The sequence below is a fragment of the Microbulbifer echini genome, from assembly GCF_041447225.1.
Lineage (GTDB): Bacteria > Pseudomonadota > Gammaproteobacteria > Pseudomonadales > Cellvibrionaceae > Microbulbifer > Microbulbifer echini.
Genome location: NZ_JBGMEL010000021.1, coordinates 36796 through 55452, shown reverse-complemented (window position 1 = coordinate 55452; position 18657 = coordinate 36796). Strand labels below are relative to the sequence as shown.

18 protein-coding genes, 1 tRNA gene and 1 pseudogene are annotated in these 18657 nt (G+C 47.4%); 7 read left to right on the top strand and 13 right to left on the bottom strand.

The genetic code is table 11. The features are described from left to right. The first annotated feature begins 5 nt into the window (after nucleotides 1–5). Nucleotides 6–749: a 4'-phosphopantetheinyl transferase family protein gene (locus tag ACCI51_RS17305; RefSeq protein ID WP_299583146.1), complete on the top strand. Its 744-nt coding sequence runs from the start codon at nucleotides 6–8 to the stop codon at nucleotides 747–749. Nucleotides 750–851: 102 nt separating this feature from the next. On the opposite strand, the gene ACCI51_RS17300 is transcribed toward ACCI51_RS17305, so the two are convergent. From ACCI51_RS17300 to ccmA, 8 genes are all read right to left on the bottom strand, one after another. After that, entirely contained in the window at nucleotides 852–1448 is a 597-nt protein-coding gene (locus ACCI51_RS17300) for an IMPACT family protein (RefSeq protein WP_299583143.1), read from the bottom strand. Beyond that, nucleotides 1411–1995 (bottom strand): DsbE family thiol:disulfide interchange protein, encoded by a 585-nt coding sequence (locus ACCI51_RS17295; protein ID WP_371844672.1) that lies wholly within the window; start codon nucleotides 1993–1995, stop codon nucleotides 1411–1413. The genes ACCI51_RS17300 and ACCI51_RS17295 overlap by 38 nt, the downstream gene beginning before the upstream one ends. A 17-nt stretch (nucleotides 1996–2012) precedes the next feature. Continuing rightward, nucleotides 2013–3998: a heme lyase CcmF/NrfE family subunit gene (locus tag ACCI51_RS17290; protein WP_299583137.1), complete on the bottom strand. Its 1986-nt coding sequence runs from the start codon at nucleotides 3996–3998 to the stop codon at nucleotides 2013–2015. Continuing rightward, a complete protein-coding gene (gene ccmE, locus ACCI51_RS17285; RefSeq protein WP_299583134.1) occupies nucleotides 3995–4444 on the bottom strand; it encodes a cytochrome c maturation protein CcmE in 450 nt (149 codons plus the stop codon). The genes ACCI51_RS17290 and ccmE overlap by 4 nt, the downstream gene beginning before the upstream one ends. A 93-nt stretch (nucleotides 4445–4537) precedes the next feature. Then, entirely contained in the window at nucleotides 4538–4762 is a 225-nt protein-coding gene (gene ccmD / locus ACCI51_RS17280; protein ID WP_299583131.1) for a heme exporter protein CcmD, read from the bottom strand. A gap of 1 nt (nucleotide 4763) precedes the next feature. Beyond that, the gene (locus tag ACCI51_RS17275; RefSeq protein WP_299583129.1) at nucleotides 4764–5507 is read right to left on the bottom strand and encodes a heme ABC transporter permease; all 744 of its coding nucleotides are present in this window, start codon (nucleotides 5505–5507) and stop codon (nucleotides 4764–4766) included. Nucleotides 5508–5520: 13 nt separating this feature from the next. After that, a complete protein-coding gene (gene ccmB / locus ACCI51_RS17270) occupies nucleotides 5521–6234 on the bottom strand; it encodes a heme exporter protein CcmB (RefSeq protein ID WP_299583126.1) in 714 nt (237 codons plus the stop codon). Further along, the gene (ccmA, locus tag ACCI51_RS17265; RefSeq protein WP_299583123.1) at nucleotides 6221–6895 is read right to left on the bottom strand and encodes a cytochrome c biogenesis heme-transporting ATPase CcmA; all 675 of its coding nucleotides are present in this window, start codon (nucleotides 6893–6895) and stop codon (nucleotides 6221–6223) included. Before ccmA ends, ccmB begins: the two co-directional genes overlap by 14 nt. 314 nt (nucleotides 6896–7209) lie before the next feature. Between ccmA and ACCI51_RS17260 the strand changes: the two genes are divergently transcribed. Next, entirely contained in the window at nucleotides 7210–7917 is a 708-nt protein-coding gene (locus ACCI51_RS17260; RefSeq protein WP_371844670.1) for a 2OG-Fe(II) oxygenase, read from the top strand. Between the two features lie 355 nt (nucleotides 7918–8272). Here the strand turns inward: ACCI51_RS17260 and ACCI51_RS17255 are convergent, their stop codons facing one another. Then, entirely contained in the window at nucleotides 8273–8449 is a 177-nt protein-coding gene (locus ACCI51_RS17255; protein WP_299583117.1) for a PA3496 family putative envelope integrity protein, read from the bottom strand. Nucleotides 8450–8873: 424 nt separating this feature from the next. Here ACCI51_RS17255 and ACCI51_RS17250 point away from each other — a divergent pair. Continuing rightward, nucleotides 8874–8949, top strand: a tRNA-Arg gene (locus ACCI51_RS17250). 361 nt (nucleotides 8950–9310) lie between these two features. Here the strand turns inward: ACCI51_RS17250 and hdeA are convergent. Beyond that, a complete protein-coding gene (gene hdeA / locus ACCI51_RS17245; RefSeq protein ID WP_299583114.1) occupies nucleotides 9311–9766 on the bottom strand; it encodes an acid-activated periplasmic chaperone HdeA in 456 nt (151 codons plus the stop codon). 33 nt (nucleotides 9767–9799) lie between these two features. Between hdeA and ACCI51_RS17240 the strand changes: the two genes are divergently transcribed. Then, nucleotides 9800–9964, top strand: coding sequence for a hypothetical protein (locus ACCI51_RS17240; RefSeq protein ID WP_299583111.1), 165 nt, complete (start codon nucleotides 9800–9802; stop codon nucleotides 9962–9964). A gap of 111 nt (nucleotides 9965–10075) precedes the next feature. Here the strand turns inward: ACCI51_RS17240 and ACCI51_RS17235 are convergent, their stop codons facing one another. Continuing rightward, complete coding sequence (locus ACCI51_RS17235) at nucleotides 10076–10756, bottom strand: hypothetical protein (RefSeq protein ID WP_371844668.1); 681 nt, start codon at nucleotides 10754–10756, stop codon at nucleotides 10076–10078. Between the two features lie 1769 nt (nucleotides 10757–12525). Between ACCI51_RS17235 and ACCI51_RS17230 the strand changes: the two genes are divergently transcribed. Further along, complete coding sequence (locus tag ACCI51_RS17230) at nucleotides 12526–12912, top strand: DUF4279 domain-containing protein (RefSeq protein WP_371844683.1); 387 nt, start codon at nucleotides 12526–12528, stop codon at nucleotides 12910–12912. A 606-nt stretch (nucleotides 12913–13518) separates the two neighbouring features. Further along, complete coding sequence (locus ACCI51_RS17225) at nucleotides 13519–14190, top strand: hypothetical protein (protein WP_371844667.1); 672 nt, start codon at nucleotides 13519–13521, stop codon at nucleotides 14188–14190. A 1391-nt stretch (nucleotides 14191–15581) separates the two neighbouring features. Here the strand turns inward: ACCI51_RS17225 and ACCI51_RS17220 are convergent. Continuing rightward, nucleotides 15582–16190, bottom strand: coding sequence for a short chain dehydrogenase (locus tag ACCI51_RS17220; protein WP_299589548.1), 609 nt, complete (start codon nucleotides 16188–16190; stop codon nucleotides 15582–15584). A gap of 99 nt (nucleotides 16191–16289) precedes the next feature. Between ACCI51_RS17220 and ACCI51_RS17215 the strand changes: the two genes are divergently transcribed. Beyond that, nucleotides 16290–17165 carry a LysR family transcriptional regulator gene (locus tag ACCI51_RS17215; protein WP_371844666.1) on the top strand — a complete coding sequence of 292 codons (876 nt, stop codon included), beginning with the start codon at nucleotides 16290–16292 and terminating at the stop codon, nucleotides 17163–17165. A 52-nt stretch (nucleotides 17166–17217) separates the two neighbouring features. On the opposite strand, the pseudogene ACCI51_RS17210 reads toward ACCI51_RS17215, so the two are convergent. Continuing rightward, nucleotides 17218–18166, bottom strand: a pseudogene (locus ACCI51_RS17210) (IS30 family transposase). Between the last annotated feature and the right edge of the window lie 491 nt (nucleotides 18167–18657).

Here is an 18657-nt window from a genome sequence, read left to right as displayed (position 1 = left end):
GCATCATGATGGAACCTCTCGAACAACCACCTATCCAACAACCGCTAATGGAAAGTGGGCATGGATTTATTACCTTTTTAGAAACGGGTTCCTCAATCGATTTTTTTGGGGTTTTCTTACAATGTCGCTTTGATCTAGCGCTTTACCAAGATTCCCTATTCGACACATTAAGTGTTCATCTACCAGAGGAAATCCGACGTGCCTGTAAAAAGCGCAAAGCCGAATTCCTGGCGGGAAGATACTGTGCAGCCCAGGCGCTGAAGCAGCTAGGCTTTGCAAATGTTCAGGTCCCCATTGGCCCCAACCGCAGCCCTCTATGGCCCACGGATATCAGCGGCTCTATTTCCCATGGCGGAGATATCGCTATCTGCGCACTTACCAGAGGACCCCTTGCCCTTGGTGTCGATTTTGAATTACCGATTCCCACTGAAACGGCCGCTGAGATTAAAAATACTATTGTCTGCACGGCGGAAGAAATACGATTTTCCCAAGCCGGCATCGCACCAGAGCACTGGTTAACTATCGCCTTCTCGATCAAGGAGAGCCTATTTAAAGCTCTCTACGCCAAAGTTCAGCAATATTTTGACTTTCTCGATGCCGAAATCTTGTATATAGACCCTTTAGCGCAAAAGCTGACACTGACCCTAACTCGCGATCTCTGCCCTGATGTCAGGGCCGGTGACTTATATCATGGTATTTTCCAATTCCAACATAACGGCGTTCTTACTCTGATCGCGCCGCCACATTAGCGGTGTTTAAATACGAAATCTAACGGTGAGCAACAGCTGCGGCTTCAAGTAATAAAATACCTGAGAATCAATGTCCTCGGCCCCAAAACTGCAGAAAGTGCTTTATTGCTCTTGAAACTCAAAACCCTCTGCCTGAAGCACCTTCACCAGGGGAACCCACTGATCCTGGGGCAAAGCAATCGACACGGTAACTTTATTGGCATATTCCGCCTGTCCACAACACCCCAGGTGACGCCTCACAAGAAAGCGCAGTCGGGATTCCTGGGCGAAATTACAGCCTACGGAAACATGTTGCAGCGGCACAAAAGTCTCCAGGTTCACCGCCTGTAAGGCGGCCCCCACCGAGCCGCGGTAAGCGCGCATCAGGCCGCCAACCCCTAGTTTGGTTCCGCCAAAATAGCGAGTGACAACGGCACCCACATTACCCACCCCCTGCTTTAGGAGTAACTCCAACATTGGACGCCCGGCACTACCACCTGGCTCGCCATCATCATCGGCCTGCATTACCTCAGGATTTGCGGGGTTGCCGATTACCAGGGCGGTACAGTGGTGGCTGGCGTCCGGATAACGCGCTCGAATTTGATTAAGCTGATGCAGAAAAGCCGCTTTATCCGCTACTGGACCCAGCCAACAGATAAAACGGCTTTTCTTCTCTTCAGTCTCACTGACAACGGGAGACGAGGGAATCTGATAGGTCACCGGCAAATGCGTCCCAGTGCTGGCTTTTTAATTTTTCATACAGAGGCTGCAACTTGGTCTGCCAAACCTTCGCATCCACTACACCTACGTGTTTACAGCGGATAGTGCCTTCGGCGTCCACCAGGAAGGTTTCCGGCGCGCCGAACACCCCCAGATCCAGCGCCAAGCGTCCATCCCTATCCGCAACACTAAACAGATAGGGGTTGTGGAATTTATCCAGCCACTTTATCGCCGCGGAATCATCATCTTTGAGGTTCACACCAATAATCGGCACGCCCTCCTCAGCCAGGGCATTCAGGTAGGGATGCTCAACCCGGCAAGCTACACACCAAGTCGCCCAGACGTTGAGCAGATGTGGGCCCTTCGGCAGATCACCTTTTTGCATAACCTGGTTATTATCGGCAACCTTCTCCAAGGAGAACTCCGGCACCGGCTTATTCAGCAGTGCCGAAGGCATTTCCTGAGGGTTTAAAAATAAACCACGCCAGAACAATAGCGCCAGAGCCACAAAAATAATCAGGGGAAAAAATAATTTTAATCTCGACATTTCGTCCTTCCCAAAACTTAAGCGGTCGCCAAATTGCCACTAAGCGATGCTTGGCGCGCCGCTTTGGCCTTGCGGTAGCGCTTATCTGCCACAGAGATACCACCGCCAATGGCCATTAAAAGTGCGCCCAACCAGATCCATACCACGAAAGCTTTGTACTGAAGCCGCACCGCCCAATCCCCGCTGGGGTTACTGCGATCTAACGGTTCGCCCAGGGCCACATAAATATCGCGGAACAAACCGGTATCGATAGCCGCCTCGGTCATGGTGTTACCGCCGGAGAAATAGTTGCGCTTCTGCGGATATAACTCGGCAACTGGCTCGCCATTCTTACTCACGTGCAAGACCCCTTCGAAAGCGCGGTAGTTTGGCCCCTGGGCGAGGCGCACCCCCCCAAAGTCAAAGTCATAGCCCGCCACCTGGTAGCTGTCCCCTGCGCCCATACGCAGATCTTTTTCCACGCTATACACCGTAGTCAGCACCACACCGAGTACTGCCACCGCGAGTCCAATATGCGCAAAGTGCATGCCGTAGTAACTGGCCCGCTGGCGCTTGAGGCCGGCAAAAAAGGAACTGGCATTGCGGGTCTTGGCCACGATATCCGCAAGGCATGCACAAAATACCCAGGCGCCAACAAAGATGCCGAGTACTGCGCCCCAGTGGTAGTGATCAAACGCCAGAGGCCAGACCAACGCCACCACCAGTGCTGCCAGAAATGGCAGACGCCAGGCACTGAAGAGTTTGTCCCAGCGGCTGTCTTTCCAGTTAGCGTGTACCCCCATACCCAGTAACAGGCAGAGCAACACCATCAGGGGCACAAAGAACAGGTTAAAGAAGGGGGCACCTACGCTGATTTTGCCCAAGTTTAGCGCGTCCGCCACCAGCGGATACAAGGTACCCGTCAATACCATCGCCATAATCAGGATCAGCAGAATATTGTTGCCGAGCAGGAACGTCTCCAATGAACGGAAGGAGAACACACTGCGCGCACTGACTGAGGGGGCTCGCAGTGCGAACAGCAATAGGGAAAGCCCTACAACTACGGCCAGGAATGCCAAAATAAAGCTGCCGCGCAACGGATCAGTCGCAAAGGCATGCACTGAGGTAATCACCCCCGAGCGCACCAGGAAGGTACCCAGCAGGCTCAAGCTAAAGGCGAAAATCGCCAATAAAATGGTCCAGCTCTTAAACAGGCCGCGCTTTTCTGTCACGGCCAGAGAGTGCATCAGTGCGGTACCCACCAACCAGGGCATCAGTGAAGCGTTTTCTACCGGGTCCCAGAACCACCAGCCACCCCAGCCCAGTTCGTAATAAGCCCACCAACTACCAAGCGCGATGCCAAGGGTAAGAAATGCCCAGGCAACCGCCGTCCAAGGTCGGGCCCAACGTGCCCACACCGCATCCAATTGACCGCCTAAAAGCGCCGCAATGGCAAAGGCAAAGGCCACCGAAAATCCCACATAGCCCATATAAAGCAGGGGCGGATGGAAAATCATACCCGGATCCTGCAACAGCGGGTTCAAGTCGGAACCCTCCATCGGCGGAAATGGCAAAGTGCGATCAAAGGGGTTGGAAGTGAGCAGGATAAACAGGAAGAAACCGATCAGCACCATGCCCAATACAGAGAGTACCCGAGCCAATAGCTCTGGTGGCAACTGGCGTCCAAACAGGGCAACCGCCGCGGCCCAGCCCGCCTGAATTAGTAACCACAGGAGAATTGACCCCTCGTGGCCACCCCACACGGCGGTAACTTTGTAGTACACCGGAAGAATACTATTGGAGTTCTGCGCGACGTAATTGACCGTAAAATCACTCTGCACAAAGGCGATTGTCAGGCAGGCAAAGGCAATCGACACAAAGGTAAAAACGCCTAGGGCCAGGGGCCTACCGGCCTCCATCCACAGGGGACGCGCACTATAGCTGCCTGCAATCGGCAGTACAGATAAAGCAAAAGAAAGCAGTAAGCCAATAATCAGAGCAAAATGCCCCAGTTCAGGGATCATATTTTCGCTCCATCGGTGCAGCCTTTCTGGGAGACCATACTTTCCGCGACTTCCGGCGGAGTATAATTTTCATCGTGCTTGGCTAGCACCTGGTCTGCGCGCATGATCCCACTTTGCATCAACTGACCGCTAATTACTGCAGCTTCACCCTCTGCAAATAGATCCGGTAGGATTTTGTCAAACACTACGGCCAGCTCTGCCTCACCATCGGTAATAACAAACTGCACATCCAGACTGTTTCCCGCGCGCTGTACGCTGCCCGGTACGACACAGCCACCAGCGCGAATGCGCTTTTCAAAAGGCACCTCGCCAGCGGCAAAAGCGCTGGGCGCATAGAAATAATCCATATTCTCACGCATCGCATAGGTGACAAAACCGACTGCGGCGCTGGACAGGGCGACCAAGACAAGTATCAAGATCAAGCGTTGCTTGCGTACCGGATGCATTTTTGAGTGAACTCCATAAGTTTTTGATCTTATCCGCCCGGCCGCAAGTAGCCGCCGGGCTAAAATCCGTATCGATTGCAGCTAGGCGTGCGCCTAAGCATTCTCCTGCACAACCGTCCGCTGCGCTTTTACCTTACGGCGGCGCTGCTCTATGCGCTGCTGATTGAGTAATTCCCGCTGTAGGTGGCGTCGTGCCAAGCGCGGGTAAAGGGCCATAGCGGCGAGGGCGATAAAAGTTACAGCAAAGGAAATCCAAACATAAATGCCGTGCCCATCCATCGCCAGAAAATCTGCGAAACTAGAAAACTGAAACTGCACTTTAATTCTCCCCGGCGAGTTCCTGTTGCGCCCATTGAGTTCGGATCTCGCGGCGCAGTAACAGCGTGCGAGTATGCGTGAGTAGGGTCCAGGCATACAGGCAATAGAAACCGATGATCATTATCAACAGCGGATAAAACATACTGGGATCGATACTGCTGGATTCAGTCAGACGAATAGTCGCCGGCTGGTGCAGGGTGAACCACCAATCCACCGACTTATAGATGATCGGGATATTCACAGTGCCAACCAGAGCCAACAGCGCGCTGGCCTTATCCGCTACCTGCTCGCGACTGACCGCCTGGGACAGGGCCATCACCCCGATATACAAAAAGAGCAGGATCAGCATCGAAGTGATCCTGGCATCCCAAACCCAATAGGTTCCCCAGGTAGGTTTGCCCCAGACAGCGCCGGTAAAGAGAGAAATAAAGGTGAGCACCGCACCAATTGGGGCTGCAGCGCGCATAACGGCGAAGGAGAGTTTCATCTTCCAGATAAGGCCTATAGCGCCGCTGATCGCCATAATGTAGTAGCCCGCCAGGGCCAGAAAAGCCGCCGGCACGTGGATAAAGATAATGCGGTAGCTATTGCCCTGCTTGGCATCCTCGGGTGCAAACCCCAGCCCCCAAACCGTACCCGCTGCCAGCAAAACAATACTGACCAGTGCCAACCAGGGTAACCACCCGCTGGTTTTTTGATAGAACCAACGGGGTGAACCCAAGCGGTGAAACCATTGCCAAGCCAAGAAGACCTCCGAATCAATTATCCAGGCTGATACGTATTGCCCCCGCTGCAGCCAGTGGAGCCAGAGCTGCGGCGGCAGCCAGCAGAGCGGCCAGAATCGCCAGCTGCGCGCTGTAGGCATAGCCATCTATTGCCGCCTGCACCGCACCGGTGCCGAAGATTAGCACGGGCACATACAGCGGCATAACAATTAGCGCCAACAGCAGTCCGGGGCGACGCAAAGCTACCGTGAGAGCGGCACCTATAGCGCCGATCAAACTGAGACTCGCAGTCCCGAGAAACAGTGACACAAACAAGCAAAAGTACCCCTCGGTAGGCAGATTTAGCATCAACGCCAAGAGCGGAGATAAGAGCGCCAAGGGGAGGCCCGTTGCAATCCAATGCACCAGCGACTTCGCCAATACGGCGAAATACAGGGGCTGGGGCAACAGCGCCAACTGCTCCAGGGTGCCATCCTCAAAGTCACCGCGAAACAGACTCTCCTGGGAGAGCATGGTGGCGAGTAGCGCCATAACCCAAATCATGCCTGGCGCCATTTTAGCCAACAGATCGGGCTCAGGTCCCACGCCTAATGGCAAAAGGGCCAGCACCGTTACAAAAAATAATAGTGGATTGGCAATATCCGCTCTCTTGCGTAGGGCAAGGAGCATTTCAATCCTAAAAAGCGCCCGAAAACCTGGGGTCGCGCGCGTTTCGCTCACCGGAGATTGGACATCAGTTAAAGACATGCTCTCCCCCGGTATCGCTAAAAGATTCCTCGACCAGGCAGTCCGAGAGATCGACAAAATTCAGCCCCATTATGTTGAGGGGTTGGTGGGAGGTCAGGAGAAGGGAGCCACCGCCGCCCAGGTGAGTGGTCATTTGCTTTTCCAGTGCCGCAACGCCAGCCACATCCAGTGCTGTCAGAGGTTCATCGAGAATCCACAGGCAGGGCGCCTGCGGCAGGAACATCCGCGCAAGCGCCACCCGACGATTCTGGCCGGCCGATAGACTGTTGCACAGGGAGTCTTCAAAGCCGAAAAGATCCACTCTTTCCAGAGCCTCCAGGGCTGATGTCTTTGTAGCCCCATACCAAGTGAGATTCTCTAATGGCGTGAGGCCTCCCCGGACACCACCGCGATGACCGATATACAGCAGGGCTTCACGCATAGCGCGAAGCCCCTGCGGAAATACCTGGCCGCGCCAGAGGATCTCTCCACTGTAGTCACTGGTACTGCCAATCAAGGTGCGCAGCAATGTGGTCTTACCCGCGCCGTTACCGCCTTTCACCTGAATTGCGGCGCCGGCGCCGAGTGTAAAGTCAAGGCCCTCAAACAAGCGCCTGCCGTCCCTTTCACAGGCCAGGTCGCGCACTTGCAATACAGCTGGGGACTTGTTAGTCACAGACATTGCTTGGATAAAACCGCTCTGACGAAAATCTGAACGGCATTATACCGGCACTTGGGCTAATTGCATGATATTCAACACTACCGATCTTTCATGGCTTGATTTCAAACAAGTCTCTGCGGGAAATCATTGCGTTTTTGTACGCTAGTATTGGCCCCGCGGCCAAGCTCTGATATTTTCGCTGGGTCGTGAGTTGGCCCCTGCGCCACAACCTCTATGTGGACCTAGGGGAACTCTGTAGTCGACATCAACAGAAACTTTTGATGTGACCCGGTGATTAATAAAAGCACCGAACCCGCCTGTAAGGATGCACAATAATGACTAGCCCTGCTGTGGACACCAGCCGCTGGCTCGATACCCGCGCCATAAACAACGACGATATCCTGATCAATCGCCAACCCTTCCCGTTTTTTGTTGCCCGTAATGTTTTAAACAAAGAGATGATGCCCTCCTTTCTGGAGGATTTCCCACATCTAAAAGGTGCCGGTTATCTCCCCCACGAAAAAGATGCGTGCGGAGATTCTATCAACACCCTGATCGAACAATTTATCACTCCGGAGTTTGCCGATACGATTGGGGATAACCTGGGCATTGAAAAACTCTCCCAATATCCAACCTACGTCTCTATTAGCCGCACTTTAAAAAAACGCCACGGCAGAATTCACACCGACGGCAAATCAAAGATTGCCACCGCCCTGCTCTACCTCAATCCAGAGTGGACCCTTGATGGCAAAGGCTGTCTGCGCTTTCTGAAGCGCATCGATGACTTTGGGGATACTGTCGCCCCCGAAGTCCCCCCCTCCTACGGCACACTCGCCGCCTTCAAACGCGCGGAAAATTCCTTCCACGGCCATCTCCCCTTTGAAGGCCAACGGCTGGTTATTCAAGTTGCCTGGCTGGTGAGCGCCGCCGACAAGGAGCGCAAGGCCAAGCGGGGCAAGCTCTCACACAAGCTAAAGCAATTGATGGGCTGGCTTGGCGGCAATCAAAAAGAAGAAAAGAAAGATCCTGCTACCCGAATGTAAATCTAGCTCGGCAATAAAATAGGAGAGCCCCACCTATTTTATTGCCCGTGAAATGTAGCCCCAGAACGCATAATTCATGGTATTTCGCAGCCGCATGCCGGCTCATAGTCGGCATGCGTGCCCTTTCCGTGCGTCATTCCATCAGCACGCCGGTAATTATTCAGAGAATACAGAGAGCATTTTGGGTGAAGGAATCGAGAAGTGGCTGCTGTTGCGAAAGAGCTTCAGACTATAAGGAATGGTAAGAAAGGAGGTGATTGATTTGACTGTGCGGAACATCCTGCTGACGTTTTGAAACTACTACGCAAGCCTGGTATGTACCGCACGATCCCAAGACTTAATGACTTATTTTTTACTAAGCATCAAAATCGTATTCCATTAATTCACGACTTAAACGCCTCTCCTCCAATTTATCCTCTATCATACGACGTGCATCGCGCGGTGGTTGAGATGTAGCTTGCCTTAGTACTTCAGTTGCAACTTGTGGAATGTCCACACTATCAAAAACCATGTGCTTTTCGTTAACGTTCATACGAAACTCCATAATCTTGATCCGTGAAAGCAGAAATATCCTTATCGCACTTTACGGTGCAGTAGCAGATTAGCGATGCCAAACAATCCTGGTCAAGCAGAATTTTACAGGGGAACTATGACAGGCTTATTGCAGACACTGTGAAGATCTGATCAAGCAAAATTATCCGCCGGCAGGGGCTCAGTGCATTATGAATTTAACGGGATTTAACGAAAGGAATATGAAGATTTGCCGAATTCAAAAGAAAGGAGAGACGACGGGAAATGCGGTAACTCAGCCGCCACCATGTTACCCCAGGTGACAAGCATTTGTTCTCTGGTGAGAAGGAGGGAGATGAACCCAGGGGTAGGCGAGATTCAAACACGACATGACATTTACCGCCGCAACAGATAGAATAGCCGCCCTTCATAGTCAGCTGCTCTCCGCCCCCGTCGGTTAACAGGATAAACCACGGACCTCCTAAGTCCGGACTGGTGGTTCGAGTCCACCCGGGGGCGCCATTTACTGCCACTCTTTTTCAATAGCTCAATTGGCCTATATCCCAAGCGCCTTCGCCGAGTGCATAAAAAGCGCCAGAAAAAGGCCTGCCAAAAGCACACCGCCCCAAAACATTCTAGCCGAGCGGTTAATACTTCTGCCCCGTTTCACCTCATCCCTTGCCGTCTTCCCCACAGCCCAACTCCATTTGATCCGTGCTATCGGGCAACAATAGCAGCTTTAATTGCCAGCAGCATAAAAATTCGACAGCAGACCGCAGTCATTACCGCACTGGCTGCCCCATTACAGAATAAAGAAAACCCGACCTGAGCCGGGTTTCCCTCTATACCGCCAGAGCGATTTATGCTGAGCAACTCACAGCAGCTACTGCTTCTGTTTTTGCTTCTGCATGTTATTGCTACCGCTGTTGTCGCTACTGTCACTTGGGGCATTGCCAGAATTGTTGCTACCGCTACCACCCTGCATATTCATCATCGGCTTCGACTTATCCTTACCACTCTTATCGTGACGCCCCATCTTATGCCATTCATCCTTGAACTTGGCCCAGAAGGACTCCTTCGGCGCTTTAGTACAAGCGGTAATAATCATCGGTGTCACCTTTTCAGTGCCATCGATATCCAACATATCACCCTCTTCCTTGCCACGCTTTGAGTAAGCCGCCGCCCAGTAAACCGCTTTCGGCTTGAATTCATCATCAATGGCCAGAAAATCTGCACAGGTCCAGTCCTTCGCCGGCTTCTTTGGATGTTTATCCGCCAAGGCAGCAGAAGCAGCAAGACTGGCAATTACCAAGGGAAGGATGTAATACGTGCTTTTCACAATAAAATCTCCAAGTTTCCAGGGTATAACCCTGTGAATCAACTGCAGGTAATGTGCAATCCGCTCGCTTCCCTGGAGCTGGTGAGTGAGCACCAATCGGTCACTTCAGTAAGCGCAATGAACAGCTCGCCAACACTAAAGTCCAACCTGCACACCAGCTCTATGACAGCGGAAACGCTAACCAGGGCGTCCTTTTAAAGACTGCCTGGCCCACTGAAAGGATAGACGCATTTTTCATTTTTGGCGCACTATCCAAGAAAAGTCTTTTCGTGCCTGGCTACCCGCCCCCACAAACCTCCACTGTGAAACTTATACCTTAGCGACCTTCGCCAGCTGCCAATCCTTGCTTTCGCTTTCACGCCCAAGCAGGGATACACCAATCCAGATGAACCAGCCTATCTGCGTGATACCAAATATTTCCGTGAAAATTTCATCAGGATAGGTGGTAGCAATACCTGCCATACCCACAAACAGGCCCAGTATATTCAAGTACCGAGAAAACACTCCTACCCGCAGAGCCGCAATACTGATTAGCAACACCCATAACCCGCCCACTAACTCATTGCCTCCCCCGAGGCTTTCGACCATGAGATAAATAATCCCCCAAGCATCAAAGGCCTTTTCCAGGCTGACCTCCATAAGGCTGACGGCATAAGCCAATCCAATATTCGCGATCATACCGCTAGCGATAACTAGCCCCACCCAAATGGCCCCAAACAGAGACCCTATAGATGTTATCGCTGGACTTTTACCCTTAAACCTCTCATACAGCCCCACAACCATACAGCAGAGAAAAATAGCAAACACCAAGTACATCAAGGTATAAATAACATTGAATGAAAATTGATTTTCAACAAGGAAATTCATTTTCTCAGCAGGACTACCACCCGAAGGGAACGACCACACAAAACCAAAAAAAATAAACGCAATAATGTAAAGCAACGCCATACATATGGCCGAAATCCCAGCGACTCTATTTAGAGCTTTCACTTGCACCCCCCATTAACATAATTGAAGTTTACTTCCATGAAACCTAACCTGCAGAAGCTTCTGGTTAAGTACATAGTAGAGAATACAATTATGCACCTCAGCCAACGTTACAAGGCAACACTTCGCCCTAATAAGCAGTCTGACTAACGCAGAGTTTTAAATACATAAAAACCAAAATTCACTCATTTCCTCCCTTTCCATACAAGGAGGGTTAACTAGGCAGAAGACATATTAACAAGACAGGATACTCATCAAATCCATTACAGGCAGGCATAATCTATTCTCTTGACACCAAAACAATTAACAACTCAACTGCTCTACAATCAATCAATCAATACAAATTATTAAAAATAAAAACCCACTGAAACCCTCCTCCAAAATAGTGCGCGACACCGCTACTACTAGACCAGACCATTAATTCACTTACCTTCTTGGCAAGCAACCGACAGAACCGTAGCAACCCACCAGAGGCACACGTCAAAAACACAGATTAAGAAAGAAACTACATTGTCGCTGGTTACGCAGTAGCTTCAGCGCAATACTGCAGCCCCTAGCAATATTTTGGCTTAGGGCGCCTCTACATCACCATCCTTAAAAGGTTTGATCCGGGACGAGTATTGATACGGATGGATTCGTGGACTGAATACAAAAAAGCCCGACACAAGCCGGGCTTTTGGATGTTAGATCGCCTGCCAAAATGACTTCCAGCCCCACAACACCCAGTAATAACCAGGGGTGTACATTTTATTTCATCCAAAACCATCCAAGCTTCTCCTATCAAATCCACGATCAAGTGGAAAACCCAATGAGAGGCCAGAAACCAGTAGAGAATACATCGGTAAGGTGACACTGAAGAGCGATTGCACAAAACAAGGCAAAAGCCGTCAGCTTTAGAGATATGGCCGAAAACTACATAGTGACCCATCGAGAAGCCCGGAAGAATGCCAAGCATACTCAGAAATGCCAAAACACCCTAAGCAATCTGCGTATCCCTTTTTAGGTGACAAGTACTCTTCTAAGATCATCATTGACGCTGTACTAAAGATCCTGAAACCGACCTGCTTGGAAAGCTCCGCTCGCTGGCGTGGTGATCTGACTACCTGAGGGTTCCAGTCAGGTTACCGCGATTGGGCAAGAGGAGTCACCCCACACCCGCGAGATGTTTGAGAACAAGCACTGGCACACTGCATTGGTGGTTGTACAGAAGCGTTGCCGTAGCCTTGCAGCAGCCTCCCCCCACCTCTAGCCTGTATGATTGATCGCTTTCCTGGGAATTGCCGCATATAAATTAGCGGTTTACACGCGAAATTTAAACATTTTTTGCACCTTAAAATGCTGCTAGATGTTTAGAAAACACTATAATCGCACATCCAAAGTAATGAAATGCTATCGGCTCATTTGTGACCAGACTAACCGAGAGTTTTCTCTCACCCTGACTTTTGAGACTCTAATAATTTTGACAAACACCTTAATAATCAACAAGTTACAATATCATGAAAAAAATGGATAGTGGTTTTAATGACCACTATCACAACTGATTCTGCCGTACTAAATAACTGCAATCTATTGATTTTGTATGGAAAAATGGTCAGTTGGCGTATATTTGCAAATTAAATAGTGATCAAGATACATAGTGGTCATGACAATCACTATCTAAATGTTAGGCAAAAGTAGGAATCGTAAACTTGGATCATTCGAGAAAAAATCATAATCTGGAGTTATTCGCTAGAATGGGCGGGCCATTTTAGCGATTTTTCTTTGAAGTAAGTATATTTGGTGATGACTTAATACCTGAAGAAGTAACTGAGTTGTTAGGCGTTGAACCAAGCCAAAGTTACAAAATGGGAGATGAGCGTCCAAGAGGTTCTCAATACTACAAGACCGGTGGCTGGCTCATAAAGTCAGGGGAGGTCCCGATTGGCGAGTCTAGAGAAGGGGAGGAAAAGTTTGAAGAGTGGCTTTCCGAGCTTCCTGATGACAAATTTGCTTGGAGTAGCCTGATAGAGAAATTTGAAATCAAAGCTCGCCTTGTCGGGTACACCGATCAATGGAACGCAGATTACACTATTTCACCAGGCGCGCTTAATGAGTCAACGAAACGTGGATTACCGCTAATGATCGATCCATTTTTATCTCTAGATGAGCCAGATGTCTAACAAGGTGATAAATTCAGTTCCGCCCTTGCAGGGCTCCACCGGACTGTCGCCGCTACGCGTCGCCAGCCGATTATCGCGGTGTTAAGCTTAAGAAATGAGTAGATTTGTTCGTAATCTATGTTTGATTTTGGTGGTTGTTGAGGCTCTTATTTTGATGATCCCAACTACATTGATGTATTTGACGGGTATAGCAATTTCGATTTTAGGTTTCTTTCAAGGAAATAAAGGTATTCTAACACCTGCATTCCTATATATAGCCGGCCTTCTGTTGCTTCCGGGGTATGCTTTATATTCATTGTGGCGGCTGGTTTTTTCGTATCGTAGCTTATCGCTAAGCACAATCCCAATTCACATCTGGTTTGGTTTACTAATCGGTGTAGCTATATCTGTTCTAGTTTCTTCTCCTTATGGACTCTCACCACCCACAGGATCTATAGGTTACTCTGAATATCTTAGAACTAAATTGATATTCGGGTTAGGGCCACTCATAGTCGCAATAACGATGTTGTTAATTATTTTTTCTCAAGGGCGCTCTAACAATAAAATCCATCCGACGCCAAACTGAGGCGCGGCTGATTAAAGACGTTATATTTTAAAGTGATGAATTTGAATACCTTGATTAATATTGATGAACTAAGAGATTATATTCAAAGTGATATTGCACTTAAGTGGGTGAAGTCTCTAATTTCACGGTATTCAGAAACGTCTGAAAGCTTAGACTTCATCACGCTTAAAAAAGGAATAACAAAGGAAGTCTTGGATGAACTACTTCCTTTAAGTAAATATGCCCAATCTTATTACAACGACCCCAAAGTATTCTTGAAATTCTATCCGGGGTCTACAACATCATACGATGCTGATTTCATTGATTCAGAAGGAAAGTTGCTAGAAAGAATAGAAGTAACCGTAGCAATTGATGGGCAACAATCAACGATTCAGGCAGAGTCCATTGTTGAATTCGGTCACTCCCCTATTTATCACACACCTGAGTATTGTGGCAATGTGAAAAATAGAACAATTAATGAGACGGATGGTGATATTGTTGGAACAGATTCAATAATTGATTTGCAGTCTGAGCGCATACAAAGGGCTTACCGGAAGAAACATGAAAATTTACATAAGTACCCCAATACAACATTATTGATTGGTGCTGATATTCCTCTTTTTATGGAATGGGAGTATCAAGCGATAATCGACAAGTTTGAAGTTTTAGAAGATACTTTTAATAGCATTAAATGTGTGAACATTTCTAGCAATCACTGCTGGATTTTAAAATAAATATAACAAAGCCTGCCAGCAGGGACGCATTCTGTGCCCCTACTGGCAGGCATTATGCAACCTACACACCATAAACGGAATAGTTTCAGATAAAGTGGTACCGCAACTAATTCGAAACCGAACCATTGAAGTACTTGGCCTATTTGCTGATGAAGGTTGCCACCTCAAAGCCTTATCAAATATAGAGTTCGGGGGGGATTGGGTGTCTCCCGAATTAATCGAATCATTTACTCTGCCAGTGTTCACTAGAAATAAGGGTTCCGAGATAAGGCGTGTTAATCTTGCTTGGGATCAAGTATCCATAGATTCCAGGCAGGTGTGGAAGAGTCTTTCTAAATCAGCTAGGCAGGTACTCAATGTTTTTATGCTTGTGGGCTACTTCCAGAGGACACAAAAATTGCATAACAAAGCTGCAAACCCACCTCAAATTACTACGCGGTTTTATGCAATACGCTACGCGCACTTTTGCACAAAATTGCTCCGTAATTTGGGCAGGTTACAGCTGCTTTATACATAAAGCCCAAATGAATATTATCTACTCAAAATTGACAGAGCTGATTGGCTTAAATGAAGGAATAGTGTGGGACAAAAGCTCGCATCATGACTCTCACTTTTGTTTACAATTTTATATGCATAACCCTAAAACCAAATTACTGGCTCAGTATGTAGCGAAAGCTTCAAATACCCTATTAAATGTTTATGCTAAAAAGCTACTAGGAGTAGCTTGATGGCGAGAATAACTTTGATAGTGACCTTATCCATGAGTACAAGTCTGATTCGGGTGATGACACTCTGGATAAAGCGTGTTGACTAGATGCACATTTTACCTAGGCTATGTATAAAGCTGGTATTATCAGATCAAAAATGGAGTAAGAGTTTTATGGTGTGTTTGGTGCGGCAAGTAGAAATGCACAACAAGCGCATGTTGTTCGCCGCTATCGCGGCTGGAGGGCTTACTCTATGCTCCAGCCGCCGCAAATGCGAACGTTAAATGACTTTTATGTTGAAGTCTGTTTTCAAAGTAAGTTTTACTGCTGTTTTCTTCGCCTCGCTAGGATTGAATGTTGCATTCGTTGTAGATGGAACTCTCGCAAAGTCTCTATATGAACGGCCTGTGTGGAGCAAAGAGGAACAGATGGTGTTAAAGAGCCTATACGGATAGCTTTCTCAAGTTGGTGAGCCCCCAGTTTGGTCTTTTCCATGAAAAATTGAGACCCGGGAAAGTGGCTATACCATACACTTTAAGGATAACGATCATGTTTCGTCCAAGGCAATCAACTTCGCTCCGGCCGGTTATTGCGGGCGTTATAGGGAAAGGATGATCGGTTAACAGTCCCAAATGGATATTAAAAACCCAAATTAAAATGGGCTTAAAACGTTATATCAGGAAATTACGCATCAACGGTGATAACTTCACCCGTAATAAACCCGTCAACAGAGCGCGCAAAAGCCTTGCCCACCATAAGTCCTGGAACGGGATGAAAACCTGACATCATCTCACCATATACATCCCACGCTTCTTCAATTACAGTTGGATTAATCGAATTTATGCGGATTCCTCTTGGGAGTTCATAGGCCACACATTTAACAAAGGTATCAATTGCTCCGCTTGTAGTTGCATCAGCAATGGCCATAGGAATTGCTTTTGAGCTAAGGATGCCAGTAATCAGAGAAAATGAGCCACCATCGTTGATATACTTCTGGCCAATACGAACCAAATTTATCTGCCCCATCATTTTGCTGAGTATGGTTGTCATCCATTGATTCTCGCTCATATCGACAAAATCAGCATATTCACATAAGCCTACGGTGTTGGCAACGGCGTCAAACGAGCCAACACTCTCGAAGAGCTGCTTGATGGAAGCCTCGCTACCAATGTCTACTTGATAATCGCACCCCCTGCCTGAATAGCTGGCTGTGACCACTTCATGATGCTCCAATCCGCTTAATGCGGCTTGGCCAATTTTTCCCGATGCTCCAATTAAAATAATTTTTTTCATACCGACCTCTTCAGTAGAAGTTGTTTTGTTACTTGAGTAGCTATGGTAGTTAACTAGTAATACAATGAGAAACAGTTGCACCCTGTAAGAGATACAATTATGAAAGATATTGATCGGCTGGAGATTAAACAGCTAAAAATATTTCAAGCTCTACTTAGGGAGAGAAATGTCTCTCGCGTTGCTCAACAAGTTGGGTTAACACAGCAAGCTGTCAGCGGTCAACTCAGTAAGCTAAGAGAGATCTTTGATGACCGATTATTCGTTAGGAAGAGTAACGGCTTAGTATCTACGCCTTATGCCGAAAATTTAGGTGAGAAGGTCGATCAGCTTCTGCAAGGGTTTGATCAATTGTTAAAGCCAGATTCATTTGTACCTGAGCTTGTAGAGGGCACTTATGTTATTGCTTCTACTGACTATGCGCAGCAAGTGGTATTACCTGAAGTTATCGCTAAAATTCGACAGCAAGCTCCAAACCTAAAAATTATTATTCAAGATTTAGATGTTGACAACTTAAGTAGTTCACTTACAGCGGGTAAAATAAATTTGGTGATAGCATTTCCAGATTTTGTCCCTGATAACTACCCTTATAAGACCCTGTTTTCTGAATATCATATTTGTGTTGCTGCTAAGGGCTCCCCGCTAGCCAAGAAGAAGCTACGTATCCACGATATAGCTGATTATCCTCAGATAATCGCCTCACCTTCTAGGCCTAATTTTCGGGGATCTATAGATACCTGGTTTGAAGAGCATGGTTTAAGGAGAAATACTGTAATTTCTGCCCCCTGTTTCTCTATAGTTCCCCTTTATCTGGAAACAACGGAAACAATTGCTTTTCTGCCATCCAGATTACTTAAAGGCACTAATTTAATTAGCCTTGATGTATCAGATAGCCCTTTGAGTTTTGATGTGATTGCAGCTTGGCATTCCCGTTCAAGTAAAGATGCACTGCATAACTGGATTGTTAATTTTTTATAAACCTTGACTTCAATTAATATATGCAATACTTTCATGCTGCAAGAAGATTATCTTACAGCCCCATAAATCGCTTATTCGGTGACCTTCCACCCCAGCTCGCTCTTGGTCTACTTTTAGGAAATCCATTACAAATTGAATCTACTCGTCTGTTATTTTATTGAATCCTGTATCCTTTTAGAAATACTGGCTAATGAGGCCGTTAGTATTTTCATTGATCCCTCTATCCCAAGATGAATATGGGTGAGAAAAATAAATATCAACTTCCAAGCCTTCCGTAATCGTTTCATGACCAGCGAATTCAAGACCATTATCGAATGGTAATTGTTTTGATTTTATCTTTGAAACTCACCACATGGCTAATTGCCGCTTCAGCCAGTAAGTCTGATCGTTTGCCAGTCAATCTAACAATAAAAGCAAATAACGTTTTGCGCTCGACCATAGTCAGAAAAGCTCCGCCACGCCCCCTGCCTATAACGTTATCACCTTCTCAGTCGCCAATCCGATTCATTCGGTCTACAACAACTGGTCGATTATCTATGTACTCTCTGTTTTTGATCTTTCCGCGTCGATCATACTTACCGTATCGCTTGCGATAGAGTTTTGGTGCAACCCTAGAGAGCCTGTATAAGCCTTATACCATTTGCCTGATCTAAATAAATTAGTTGCTAGATCGTCTGATGATGTAACGATATACCTGTATGTCTCTTTAAATAGCTTACAGTTTGCTGGGGGCTTAATTCTTTCCGAATTAGGGTTTTTATTTGTTGCCACACGCCATTAGTCACTTTCTGTGCCTTATACGCTTACTGGCGTCTTAGTTCTGATAGCTTATTTGCTTGCCCTGGACGATATCCTCGCAAGCCAATATTGCGTCTTAGCTTTCGGATGATCGCCGAGGGATGTCTCTCTAACAACTTTGCTATTACTTTCTAAGGGTGCCCGGCTTTTCTTAGGCTGAAAATCTGGTATCGTTCGATCTCGCTCAGTTGGTAGTAGCTCATCAGTGCCTTTCTCTTGGTCGGGAGAGGTGCCGAGTCTACCAGCTAAGCCCTCCTTTACCAATTGCACTTATTATCCGAAGCCAAAAATTTTATTATTTTTAGCGCAATAATTTGGTGGTTTGGCATCCACCCATTTTGCTTGGATTTTAAATTAGCGAACTTATAAAAAGCTATCGCCAAACGAAAAAAATAACTGGAAAGTAAACGCACCTGAATTCAAAAACACCTCTCCATTTAGATTTTTCCACAAGATCCTAAGGCATTAAACTTCACCCTATAATTCGAAACATTTTCTCTCCAACTCTTATTCTGATAATATTCTTTGCAATAAAGCGGTGGATAGATATCGCAAACAAAGCGGTTGTCACCAATAGGCTCGCGGATATTAAGAGCGCAGAGTTATGTAGTTCTTCCGGCGGTGAATTTCTTTAAGTTTGTATAAATGGCTTAGAAATGCTCATTGTGCAATTCAAAGATACTGTTCAACCATA